Annotated in this window: 11 protein-coding genes; 9 read left to right on the top strand and 2 right to left on the bottom strand. The window is 64.1% G+C overall.

What is annotated here, in order from left to right; translation table 11 throughout:
- Positions 1 to 84: 84 nt before the first annotated feature.
- The 7 genes from BVG12_RS16420 to BVG12_RS16390 all read left to right on the top strand — a co-directional run bounded on the left by BVG12_RS16420 (position 85) and on the right by BVG12_RS16390 (position 5,817).
- Positions 85 to 489 carry a rhodanese-like domain-containing protein gene (locus BVG12_RS16420; RefSeq protein ID WP_075793340.1) on the top strand — a complete coding sequence of 135 codons (405 nt, stop codon included), beginning with the start codon at positions 85 to 87 and terminating at the stop codon, positions 487 to 489.
- Positions 479 to 955, top strand: a complete 477-nt coding sequence (locus tag BVG12_RS16415; protein WP_075793339.1) for a GNAT family N-acetyltransferase — start codon at positions 479 to 481, stop codon at positions 953 to 955. Before BVG12_RS16420 ends, BVG12_RS16415 begins: the two co-directional genes overlap by 11 nt.
- Before the next feature lie 70 nt (positions 956 to 1,025).
- Positions 1,026 to 1,694, top strand: a complete 669-nt coding sequence (locus BVG12_RS16410; protein ID WP_075793338.1) for a hypothetical protein — start codon at positions 1,026 to 1,028, stop codon at positions 1,692 to 1,694.
- Positions 1,695 to 1,709: 15 nt separating this feature from the next.
- Positions 1,710 to 3,119, top strand: a complete 1,410-nt coding sequence (locus BVG12_RS16405) for an IgA Peptidase M64 (protein ID WP_075793337.1) — start codon at positions 1,710 to 1,712, stop codon at positions 3,117 to 3,119.
- Positions 3,120 to 3,223: 104 nt separating this feature from the next.
- Complete coding sequence (locus tag BVG12_RS16400; protein WP_075793336.1) at positions 3,224 to 3,745, top strand: hypothetical protein; 522 nt, start codon at positions 3,224 to 3,226, stop codon at positions 3,743 to 3,745.
- Between the two features lie 160 nt (positions 3,746 to 3,905).
- Positions 3,906 to 4,454, top strand: coding sequence for a hypothetical protein (locus tag BVG12_RS16395; protein ID WP_307189117.1), 549 nt, complete (start codon positions 3,906 to 3,908; stop codon positions 4,452 to 4,454).
- Positions 4,455 to 4,566: 112 nt separating this feature from the next.
- Entirely contained in the window at positions 4,567 to 5,817 is a 1,251-nt protein-coding gene (locus BVG12_RS16390) for an IS256 family transposase (protein ID WP_075791135.1), read from the top strand.
- 60 nt (positions 5,818 to 5,877) lie between these two features.
- Here BVG12_RS16390 and parC read toward each other — a convergent pair whose 3' ends face one another.
- Together parC and BVG12_RS16380 are read right to left on the bottom strand one after the other, a co-directional pair.
- On the bottom strand, positions 5,878 to 8,208 hold the full coding sequence (parC, locus tag BVG12_RS16385; RefSeq protein ID WP_075793335.1) for a DNA topoisomerase IV subunit A: 2,331 nt from the start codon (positions 8,206 to 8,208) through the stop codon (positions 5,878 to 5,880).
- A 109-nt stretch (positions 8,209 to 8,317) separates the two neighbouring features.
- Entirely contained in the window at positions 8,318 to 10,318 is a 2,001-nt protein-coding gene (locus BVG12_RS16380; RefSeq protein ID WP_075793334.1) for a DNA topoisomerase IV subunit B, read from the bottom strand.
- Between the two features lie 306 nt (positions 10,319 to 10,624).
- Here BVG12_RS16380 and BVG12_RS16375 point away from each other — a divergent pair, with 306 nt between their 5' ends.
- A complete protein-coding gene (locus BVG12_RS16375; protein ID WP_083685111.1) occupies positions 10,625 to 11,626 on the top strand; it encodes a gamma-glutamyl-gamma-aminobutyrate hydrolase family protein in 1,002 nt (333 codons plus the stop codon).
- Between the two features lie 105 nt (positions 11,627 to 11,731).
- The gene (locus BVG12_RS16370; protein WP_075796403.1) at positions 11,732 to 12,052 is read left to right on the top strand and encodes a hypothetical protein; all 321 of its coding nucleotides are present in this window, start codon (positions 11,732 to 11,734) and stop codon (positions 12,050 to 12,052) included.

Here is a 12,052-nt window from a genome sequence, read left to right as displayed (position 1 = left end):
GATGTTACCAATTTCTGTCGCGCAAGGCACTGCCGCCGATGTCCCGCCGCTGCGACACTGGCGTCTCACTGAAAGGAGAAACCCATGACCTCATCCGTAGCCGCCATCCCCGCAGCGTCCAGCGACCGCGCCATCGCCCACTTCGGCACCGCCTTCGAATTCGAGACGGATTGCTGGGACGTCCACGACGCCATCGCCGGCGCCAGGCAGGATTTCGTCCTGTTCGACGCGCGCAGCCCGGACCTGTATGTGCGGGGCCATGTGCCGCAAGCGATCAGCATGCCGCACGGGAAGATCGTCGAAGCGAAACTGCGCGACTATCCGATGGACACCTTGTTCGTCGTCTATTGCGCCGGCCCGCATTGCAATGGCGCGCACCGCGCGGCGTACCGGCTGGCGAAGCTGGGACGGCCCGTCAAGCTGATGATCGGCGGGATCACGGGCTGGATCGACGAAGGGTTCGAGCTGGCCGTCGGCAATGGCCAGTGAGCGTTTCACGATCCGCCCGGCCCGGCCGGACGACGCCGAGCCGCTCATCGGCATGATGCGCGCGCTTGCCGCGTTCGAGGGCTATCTGCCGCGGTTCCGCGTGATGGCCGGCGATCTGCGCGTCCGGGCATTCGGGCCGGGCGCGCAGTGCGGCATCCTCGTCGCGCAAGGGCAGGATGGCCGCCTGGCCGGCTACGCGGTCTGGCTCGCGCAGGCGTTCACGTACGATTTGCGGCCGACAGTGATCCTGAAGGAATTGTTCGTGGACGTCACGTACAGGAACCAGGGCATCGCCGCCGGCCTGCTGGAGAGCCTGCGGCGCGAGGCGGAACGCATCGACGCCGGATGGATCACGTGGCTCGTGCTGCCATCCAACGAGGCCGCGAAACGCCTGTACCGCCGCGTCGGCGGCGCGCCGGACGCGGACTGGGAACATTGGCGGCTCGCCTTGCCGCAAGCCCGCTGACGATGCTGTTGATTGTCAGAAAGCCAAACCTGCGCTAGATTGCAAGTTTTATATCTAGCGCGGGTTCACCATGCATTTCGAAGTTCCGAAATCGAAGAAGCTGAAGGAGTTCGGCGGCGAGTACGTGATGATCGTCATCAGTATCCTCACCGCCCTGGCACTTGAGCACACCGTCCAGGCCATTCATCACAAGCAGCTCGCGCACGAGGCGAGCGAGAAGATCGAGGCCGAGCTGCGCCTCAATGTCAAGGACGTCAACGACGTGCTCGCGCATAACGAGCGCGACCTGAAGGAGATCAAACGGGTCCGCGCCGAGCTGTTGCAGGGCATCCGCGACAAGGTGGCCGACAATGTGTTGATGGCACGCTTCAAGAGCGACTGGAAGGCCGGAGTCGTTCTCAGTATCTCGCTGCCCACTCTGCGTCATGAAGCGTGGGACGCGGCCGTTGCCAACCAGGCCGTCACCTGGATACCGGATGACCAATTGCAACGTTATGTGACGGCCTATGCCGATATCCGCGACGTGCAGTCGCTGTCGACCGGTGGCGGCACGAGTTTCGTCGACGGCCCGCGCATGATGGACACGTTGAGTGACCTGGAAACGGGCACGGCGACACCGCACCAGATGCTGAAGGCCCTGTCCCAGGTACGTAGCGCGTATAGCAGCATCGACGGCAATCTGCAGGGCTTGCTGAAGAGCCTGCCGAAGGCCGACAATGCCGTGGTTGCAGCACATTAACGAAGGAGCGACCCCATGTACCGATCGATGCTGCGCCTGCTCGCCGCCTGGGCCTTCCCTGCGCTGGCCCTTGCCCAGGCAACCCAGCCCGCCACCGTCCGCCTCGACTACATCCACAGCGGCAACGCACTGTCCGAACAATACGCGATCGAGCGCGTGCTGATCGAACCGCTGCCGTGGCCGGGCGCGATGTCGCGGCGGTTCGACGACACCAACCGCGGCAACAACCGCGTCGAGGTGGCCGACGCGAAGACGGGCGACTTGCTGTATTCGCGCGACTTTTCCACCGTGTTCGGCGAGTGGAAGACGACCGAGGAAGCGAATAAGCTCAGCCGCGGATTTCACGAATCCGTGCGTTTTCCCAAGCCTGACCGTCCCGTGCGCGTGCGCATCCTGAAACGCGACGAGCGCAACCAGTTCTCCGTCGCGTGGAGCGTGGATGTCGATACGGATGCGCAGGACGTCGTGCGCGCGCAAGGGCCGGCGCCGGCAAAGCCGATTCCGATCCGGGTCAGCGGTCCGTCGCCCGACAAGGTCGACCTGCTCGTGCTGGGCGACGGCTATACGCAGGCCGAGATGCCCAAGTTCGAGGCCGCCGTGCGCCGTCTCGCGCAGCACTTGTTCGAAGTGTCGCCGTTCAAGGAGCGCGCGAACGATTTCAATGTGTGGGCGCTGGCCGTACCGACGCAGGAATCGGGCGTGTCGCGGCCGTCGACGGGTGTGCACCACGCGTCCGCGCTGGGCACGCGCTACGACATCTTCGGCAGCGAGCGTTACGTGCTGACCCTGGACAACCGTGCGCTGCGCGATATTGCCCAGTATGCGCCATACGAATTCATCGAGATCCTCGTCAACAACGACACGTATGGCGGAGGCGGCATCTTCGGCCAGTTCAGCACGGCCGCCGCCGGCAATGACTGGGCCGACTATCTGTTCGTGCACGAGTTCGGCCACCACTTCGCCGGGCTGGCCGACGAGTATTACACGTCGCCCGTCGCTTACCAATCCAGCGGCGTGCGCATGGAGCCGTGGGAACCCAACGTGACGGCGCTGCGCGATCCGGCCCACCTGAAATGGAAGAAGTATGTGCAGGCCGGCACGCCGCTGCCGACGCCGTGGCCCAAGGCCGAGTACGAAGCCTACTCGCGCGAGTACCAGAAGAAGCGCGCGGCGCTGCGGGCGGCGAACCGGCCGGAGGCGGAGATGAGCGCGCTGTTCCGGGAAGACCTGGCGCACACGAACGCCCTGTTCGCGCAGGCCAGGTACCGCAAGGCGATCGGGGCGTTCGAAGGCGCGAACTATGAGGCGACCGGCTATTATCGTCCGGCCATGCAATGCATCATGTTCGACCGCAGCGGGCAGTTCTGTCCGGTCTGCCAGGACGGCATCGGCGACATCATCGACTTGTACGCCGGCAAGAAATAGCCGCTGTGTAACGCCCCGCCAGGGTGCGCTGCCGAACAGATACACCCGGACGGCGCACCTATCCTCGTTTCGACCTACCAATCGCATGACGAAACGGGATCATCATGAACAAATTCCTCTCCACCCTCGCGTGTGCCCTGCTGGCGTCGTCGGCCTGGGCCCAGACCACCGCCAACACGGCGCCGATCGGCCAGGCCGTGTCCGGCAACAACACCACCGCCGCCGGCGTGTCCGGCACCGGCCTGCGCACGGACGGCACGGCCAATACGCGATCGAAGCACGGTGACACGGGCCGGCAGGCGGCCGGGGTCGACACCGCGGGCCAAGTCATCGGCAAAAGCACGGCCGTGATCAATCCGGCGCCGGGCAAGTCCGACAACGTGAATGCGCAGGCCACCAACACGACGGCGCCCAACAACACCGACCCCAACGCCGCGGCCACCGGCGGGCGCGGCGAGACCGGGACCAAGGCCGAGAGCGAAGTCATGAAGGCGAATGCACGGGCCGTGAAGGAGCCACCGGGCAGCCGCATGAAGACGGAAGCCGCGGTGAAGGCGAGCAAGAAGAAACATGCCGAATCGAAACGCAAGGGTGCCGAGAAAGCGGCGGCGCGGTCGGGGTCCTGACAGCTGAAAGATCTGGTCACAAATTAAATGACGAGCGGTATGTACTACGTGCGCTGGCGAACAGAGCGTGTGACTGCCGAAGCCTATTCTGATGGCTCGAGTTAACAAAAACACACGGCGCCTCGTCGCGCCGCCTCACCATAATCACTTCAGGAGAACCATGATGAATAAACTGCTCGCCACCCTGATCGCCGGCCTGTTCGCCACCTCGGTCTACGCCCAAACCGCCACCGCACCGGCCACCCCGGCCACCACGACCGCCACGACCACCGGCACGACCATGTCGACGGGCCAGAGCGGCGCCGCCGGCACGACGTCGACCGGCGACGCCAAGGCCGACAAGAAGATCAACAAGGCCGACGAGAAGGAAGCCAAGGAGATCTCGAAGCAGGACGAGAAGATCAGCAAGGCCACGAGCAAGGCCAACGAGAAGAAGGCCAAGGCTCAGAGCAAGGCCGAGAAGAAGATCGCCAAGGCCAACGAGAAGGTCGCCAAGGCTGATCCGGAAGACAAGCCCAAGGCTGCCGCCAAGGCCGAGGAAAAGACCGCCGACGCCACCTACGACGCCCAGAAGACCATGATCAAGGCCGACGAAAAGGCCCAGAAGAAGATCGTGGACGCCAACGCCGATAAAGCCAAGGCCCACGCCAAGGCCAACGAAAAACGCGCCGAAGCCACGGCCGAAGCGCACAAGGACGCCGCCAAGTAATTTGGCGGGCGCACCAACGACAAACGGACCCGCGGGTCCGTTTGTCGTGAGGGTGTAAATAATATTGTGTAAACGGTCATTTGGCAGGACACTGCCGCCATTAGGAGAAACGATGACCGTTGTAAAGCGTAACAAGCGGGCCAAGCCCGATCCGGAACTGCTCAAACTTGCCGACGGCCTGCTGGCAAACTACCAGAAGCCCGAGGACCTGATCGGCGAAAATGGGCTGCTCAAGCAGCTCACCAAGATGCTGGTCGAGCGCGCGCTGGAAGTCGAGATGACCGACCACCTGGGCCACGACAAAAGCGGCGAGGTGACCAACAGCACTGCCAACACCCGCAACGGCCATAGCATCAAGACGCTCAAGGGCGATTTCGGCGCGCTGCCGCTTGACGTTCCTCGCGACCGCCAGGGCACGTTCGAGCCGCAGATCGTCGTCAAGCATCAGACACGCTGGACCGGCTTCGACGACAAAATCATCTCGCTCTACGCGCGTGGCCTGAGCGTGCGGGAGATCCAAAGCCATCTGGAAGAGATGTACGGCACCGAGGTGTCACCGACCCTCATTTCCAACGTCACGGACGCTGTCAGCGAGGATGTGAAGCTCTGGCAGGCCCGCCCGCTCGACGCCGTGTACCCGATCCTCTATCTCGACTGCATTCACGTCAAGGTGCGCGACAACGGCGCGGTGCGTACCAAGGCGGTCTACCTGGCCATCGGCGTCAACATGGATGGCCACAAGGAGGTGCTGGGCCTGTGGATCTCCCAAACTGAAGGCGCGAAGTTCTGGCTGCAGGTCGTGACCGAGCTAAAAAATCGTGGCGTGCAGGACATATTCATCGCCTGCGTCGACGGCCTGAAAGGCTTCCCGGACGCCATCGAGGCGGTCTACCCGCAGACCTCGGTTCAGCTGTGCATCGTTCACATGGTGCGCAACAGCCTGAATTTCGTGCCCTGGAAAGCGCAGAAGGAAGTCGCCGCCGATCTGAAGTTGATTTACAGTGCAGCCACTACCGACGAGGCTGAACTCAGGCTTGCCGAATTCGAAGATAAATGGGATAAACAGTATAAACCGATAAGTCAGTCCTGGCGCCGTAACTGGGCGCGCGTCATACCGTTCTTCGACTACCCGCCGGAAATCCGAAAGGTGATATACACCACGAACGCTATTGAATCGATTAACATGAGCCTGCGAAAAGTGACCAAGGCCCGCAGTTCCTTTCCGACCGATGAAGCTGTCAGCAAGCTGTTTTATCTTGCCCTGAACAACATCAGCAAGAAGTGGACGATGCCGATACGGGACTGGAAAGCTGCGTTAAACCGCTTCGCCATCCAGTTTGAAGACCGGGTGCCGCAGACTTAAACGAAGAATCGTTTACACAGAATCTGGTACACCCCCTTTGTCGTTTGATGCGCGGGGACTTTAACCGGCGTCGCCCGTGGTGCGCATCGCCAGGTCCTTGGCCTTGAGTTTCGCCGACAACGGCTTGCCCTTGTTGGCGCGCTTGCCGAAGTGCGGCTCCAGGCCGGACGCGAACAGCTCCACCGTGCGCGGCTTGTCGCCGGCCCACGTGCCGACCACGTTCAGGCCCTTCTGGCTGATCGGCTGGACGGCCAGCAACTTTTCCTTCGGATCGAGGCCCATCAGGATCACGCCGCGGCCGCCGTTCTGCAGCACCTTCATTTCGTCGATGCCGAACACCAGCACGCGGCCTTTTTCGGACAGGCAGGCGATCGCGCCCGCATTGTCCGTGACCACGCGCGGCGGCAGCGGCACGGCGCCGTCGTCCAGCGTGATAAACGATTTACCACCTTTCAGGCGCGTGATCATGTCGCCGGCCTTCGTGATGAAGCCGAAGCCGGTCGACGTCGCGAGCAGCAGGCGCGTGTCGGCCGGACCCACGTAGTAGTACAGGATGCGGCCGCCGCCCGACAGGTCGACGAGGGTCGTGATGGGCACGCCGTCGCCGCGCGCGCCGGGCAGGGCGGCCACGGGCACGGAATACACCTTGCCGTTGTCGCCGATGCACAGCAGCGTGTCGACGGTGCGGCACTCGAACGCACCGTACAGCGAGTCGCCCGCCTTGAACGTGAACTGGGCCGGATCGTGGCCGACGCCGGCGCGCGCGCGCACCCAGCCTTTTTCGGACACGATGACGGTCACCGGCTCGTCGACGATCTTCTGCTCGGCCACGGCCTTCTGCGCTTCCTCGATCAGCGTGCGGCGGTCGTCGCCGTACTGTTTCGCGTCAAGCTCGATCTCGCGGATGATCAGGCGCTTCATCGACGACGGGTTCTCGAGGATGTCTTCCAGCTTTTCCTTTTCGTTGCGCAGCTCGGCCAGCTCCTGTTGGATCTTGATCGCTTCCAGGCGCGCCAGCTGGCGCAGGCGGATTTCCAGGATGTCCTCGGCCTGGCGCTCCGACAGGCGGAAGCGCTCGATCAGCGCGGCCTTCGGATCGTCCGAGTTGCGGATGATGTGGATGACTTCATCGATGTTCAGCAGGACGGTCTCGCGGCCTTCCAGGATGTGGATGCGGTCGTTGACCTTGCCCAGCCTGAATGCCGTGCGGCGGCGGACCGTGACGAAGCGGTAGTCGATCCATTCCTGCAGGATCTCGGACAAGCCTTTCTGGCGCGGGCGGCCGTCGCCGCCGATCATCACGAGGTTGATCGGGCTGGAGGTTTCCAGCGACGTGTGCGCCAGCAGCATCAGCATGAATTCCGTCTGATCCTGGTTCTTCGACTTCGGCTCGAACACGAGGCGCACCGGGGCGTCGCGGCCGGATTCGTCGCGCACGGCATCCAGCGCGCCGAGGATCGTCTGCTTCAGCGTCAGCTGTTCGGGCAACAAGGTCTTCTTGCCGACCTTGATCTTCGGGTTCGTGAGTTCCTCGATCTCTTCCAGCACGCGCTGCGACGACACGCCGGGCGGCAGCTCGGTGACGACGGCCTGCCACTGGCCGCGCGCCAGTTCCTCGATCTTCCAGCGCGCGCGCACCTTCATCGAACCGCGGCCGGCCGCATACATGTCGGCGATGGCGGACGCGGGGGTGATGATCTGGCCGCCGCCCGGATAGTCCGGGCCGGGCATCAGGGTCATCAGCTCGGCGTGCGTGATCTTGGGATTGCGGATCATCGCGACGGCGGATGCCGCCACTTCGCGCAGGTTGTGCGACGGGATCTCGGTGGCCATGCCGACCGCGATGCCGGACGCGCCGTTCAGCAGCAGCATCGGCAGGCGCGCGGGCAGGGTGCGCGGTTCTTCGCTCGAACCGTCGTAGTTCGGCTGGAAGTCGACCGTGCCCATGTCGATCTCGTCGAGCAGCAGGCGCGAGACCGGTGTCAGGCGGGCTTCCGTGTAACGCATCGCGGCGGCGCCGTCGCCGTCGCGCGAGCCGAAGTTGCCCTGGCCGTCGATCAGCGGATAGCGCAGCGAAAAGTCCTGGGCCATGCGCACGAGGGCGTCGTAGACCGACTGGTCGCCGTGCGGGTGCAGCTTGCCGAGCACGTCGCCGACGACGGTCGCGGACTTGCGCGGTTTCGCGGTCGGACCGAGGCCCAGTTCGTTCATCGAGTACAGGATGCGGCGCTGGACCGGCTTCTGACCGTCCGAGACGTCCGGCAGCGCGCGGCCTTTCACGACCGAGACGGCATAGTCCAGGTACGCGCGTTCGGCGAAGGTGGAAAGAGTCAGCGTCTCGGTATCGTCCGAGGGCGCGTTTTGTTGTTCGAAGAGGCTTGCTTGGGTCATAGTTCTGTGTATTCGGTTCGTTCGAGCTGTACGCGTGGGCACGGGGTGCCCACCCTACGGCATCGCGTGTGGTAGGGCGGGCTCCCGGAGCCCACGCGCTACGTGCGCATCAAATATCCGCTTCCGTCTCGTTCCCGTGTTCTTCGAGCCACGCGCGACGGGCCGCGGCTTCGCCTTTACCCATCAGCATATTGAAGCGCGCCGCCGATTCGGCCAGGCCGTAGTCGCCGAACGCGACCGGCAGCAAGCGGCGGGTGTCCGGGTTCATCGTGGTTTCCCACAGCTGTTCGGCGTTCATCTCGCCCAGGCCCTTGAAGCGGGAAATACTCCACACGCCTTCCTTGAGGCCTTCTTTTTTCAGCTTGTCCTCGATGGCCAGCAACTCGCCGTCGTCCAGCGCGTACAGCTTCTGGATCGGCTTCTTGCCGCGCGCCGGCACGTCCACGCGGTACAAAGGCGGGCGCGCGACGCACACGTGGCCGTTCTTGAAGAGGGCCGGGAAGTGCTTGAAGAACAGCGTGAGCAGCAGGACCTGGATGTGCGAGCCGTCGACGTCCGCATCGGACAGGATGCAGATCTTCCCGTAGCGCAGGCCCGACAGGTCGGGGCTGTCGTCCGGACCGTGCGGGTCGACGCCGATCGCCACCGCGATGTCGTGGATTTCGTTGTTGGCGAACAGGCGGTCGCGGTCCGTTTCCCACGTGTTCAGCACCTTGCCGCGCAGCGGCAGGATGGCCTGGAATTCCTTGTCGCGGCCCATCTTCGCGGAGCCGCCCGCCGAATCGCCCTCGACGAGGAACAGCTCGTTGCGGGTGATGTCCGTCGATTCGCAATCGGTCAGCTTGCCGGGCAGGACGGCCACGCCGGACGACTTCTTCTTCTCGACCTTTTGCAGCGACCGGAGGCGCGACTGCGCCTGCTTGATGACGAGTTCCGCCAGCTTGCGGCCATACTCGACGTGCTGGTTCAGCCACAGTTCGAGCGGCGGCTTGGTGAACGTCGACACGAGCTTCACCGCATCGCGCGAGTTCAGGCGTTCCTTCGTCTGGCCCTGGAATTGCGGGTCCAGCACTTTTGCCGACAGCACGAACGAGACGCGCGCGAACACGTCTTCCGGCAGCAGCTTGACGCCTTTCGGCAGCAGCGAGTGCATCTCGACGAAGCCCTTCACGGCGCCGAACAGGCCGTCGCGCAGGCCGGATTCGTGCGTGCCGCCGCTCGGCGTCGGGATCAGGTTGACGTACGATTCGCGCACGACGGCGCCTTCTTCCGTCCACGCGACGACCCACGCCGCGCCTTCGCCTTCCGCGAAACCTTCATCGCCCGCCGCCGCGTATTGCGCGCCTTCGAACAGCGGGATCACGGTCTGGCCGCCGCCCGCCGTCTGCGCCAGCGCTTCCGTCAGGTAGCCGCGCAGGCCTTCGTCGTAGCGCCAGGTCTGCTTGTCGCCCGTCTTCGCGTTGGTCAGCGTGACGGTGACGCCCGGCAGCAGCACGGCCTTCGAGCGCAGCAGGCGCTGCAGCTCGCTCATCGGGATGTTCGGCGAATCGAAGTATTTACCGTCCGGCCAGGCGGTGACGCGCGTACCGTTCTTCTTGCCGCCGCGCTCGAACGGTTCCGACGTCAGCGGTTCGATCACGTCGCCGTCGGCGAACACCAGCTTGTGCACGCCGTTACCGTCGTCGTCCTTGCGCCAGACGGTGATCTCGAGGCGCTTCGACAGCGCGTTCGTGACGGACACGCCCACGCCGTGCAGGCCGCCCGAGAACGCGTACGCGCCACCGGAACCCTTGTCGAACTTGCCGCCGGCGTGCAGGCGCGTAAACACGATCTCGACCGTGGACACGCCTTCTGCCGGATGCAGGCCCACGGGAATGCCGCGGCCGTCGTCCTCGACGGTGATCGAGCCGTCCGCGTTCATCGTCACGTCGATGTTCTTGCAGTAGCCGCCGAGCGCCTCGTCCGAGGCGTTGTCGATCACTTCCTGGATGATGTGCAGCGGATTCTCGGTGCGGGTGTACATGCCCGGACGCTGCTTGACGGGCTCCAGTCCTTTCAGGACGCGGATGGATGATTCGCTGTAATCGGGTGCGGGTTTCTTGGTGGCCATGCTTGATCTTCAATCATTCGAATGCTGCGCATTCTATCTTGTCGCGGGGAAAATAAGCGACTTCACGCCACGTGACGGAGAGTCGTTCCTGGAGACGGGACGCGGTGTACGGGCAAAACAACTGTATGGAAATACAGTATTCTTGCCTGTCAGGCGCAAGTTTGCAAGTACTCGTTGCACAGATTGCCAAGTCTGGCGCATCCCGGCATCCTGTTCATAGGAGGCGGTGGCGGGAGCTTTCGTAACAAAACGACATTTTTTTCAAATCCGAATCGTGCGCGACCGTCGCAAGGATATATTGAGATCATGGCTTTGGACAATGACAAGCACGCTAACAAACCGGGCGAACCCGCGAGCGAATCCGGTCCGCCGCAGGACGGCCCGTCGGGCCCGCCGCGCGTGCCCGACCGCCGTGCCGGGGGCGGCACGTCGCGCTATCTGCGCACGGACGACACGCCGCTGAACCTGGCCGGCCGCGTGCTGCGCTCGCGCTGGCGCGCATTGGCCGATAAATTCAATCGCGACTTCATGCGGCGCACGCTGCGCATCGGCGTGTCGGCCCGCATCTTCCATCCCGAAGCGGGCGCGACAGGCCTGCGCAGCAAGAATCTGCAATATCTCGAGGAATCGATCGCGCAATGGGTGATGTCGCGCGACGTGCTCGTGTTCATGGTCCCGACCGTCAATACGAACGGACTGCTCCACCCCAGCAACATCACGATGCGCCATTACGCGCGCCACCTGGACGGCCTCGTGCTGCAGGGCGGGGCGGACGTCTCGCCGATGACGTATTCCGAAACACCCACCCGGCCCGAGTGGGGCGGCGACCGCGCGCGCGACGTCTACGAACTGGAACTGCTGCACGAGTTCGTCGATGCCGGCAAGCCCGTGCTGGGCATCTGCCGCGGCTGCCAGCTGATCAACGTCGCGTTCGGCGGCACCTTGTACCAGGACGTCGCGACGAACGTCCCCGGTGCCCAGCCGCACGTGCATGACATCTACGATGCGCACCGCCACGCCATCGTGTTCCCGCAGGGGTCGTCGTTGCGCAAGATGTTTCCCAAGCACGAGCGCGCCGTCGTGAATTCGATCCACCACCAGGCCGTCAAGGACCTGGGCCGCGATATCCACGTCGAAGCGATGTCGGAGCCGGACGGCGTCGTCGAGGCGATCCGCTACCAGCGCGCGCCGTTCGTGATGGGCCTGCAGTGGCATCCGGAATTCCACCGGGCCACCGGCGGCGACCTGCTCGACTGCACGCCGGTGCTGGACGAATTCCTGCGCGCGGCCCGCGAAACCCGCCTCTGAATTCCGCTTGCCTTCGGCCTCGTCCCGATTCATAATCGAAATGAGAATCATTCTCAAATATTTCGAGGAGGTCTTGTGGACGACGATTTGTTGGACGAACTGAACATGCCTGATGCGCGCCGCACCACGCGCAACGAACTGCTGGTGGCGGCCCTGCTGCACCTGATGTCGCAATACACGGTGACCAATGCGGTCGCCTGCGACCGCGCGGGCGGCGACGGCCCGTGCGTGAAACTCGCGTCGGTGATCGAACGTCACCTGAACGCGCTGGCGCGCCTGCCGGACGCCGATCCGGTGCTGCGCGCCACCTGCGAGCAACTGAGCGTGAAGTGGGCGGCACTCGTCGACCGCGCCCTGCCGGCGCCCGTCAAACGTCCGCTGCTGGCGCGCATCCTGGGGCAGGGCAGGCCGACGCTGGCGACCTGA

Origin of the sequence: Massilia putida, assembly GCF_001941825.1 — a bacterium.
Classification (GTDB): domain Bacteria; phylum Pseudomonadota; class Gammaproteobacteria; order Burkholderiales; family Burkholderiaceae_D; genus Telluria; species Telluria putida.
The sequence above is the reverse complement of the archived record's forward strand: the minus strand, read 5'-3'. Positions and strand labels throughout refer to the sequence as shown.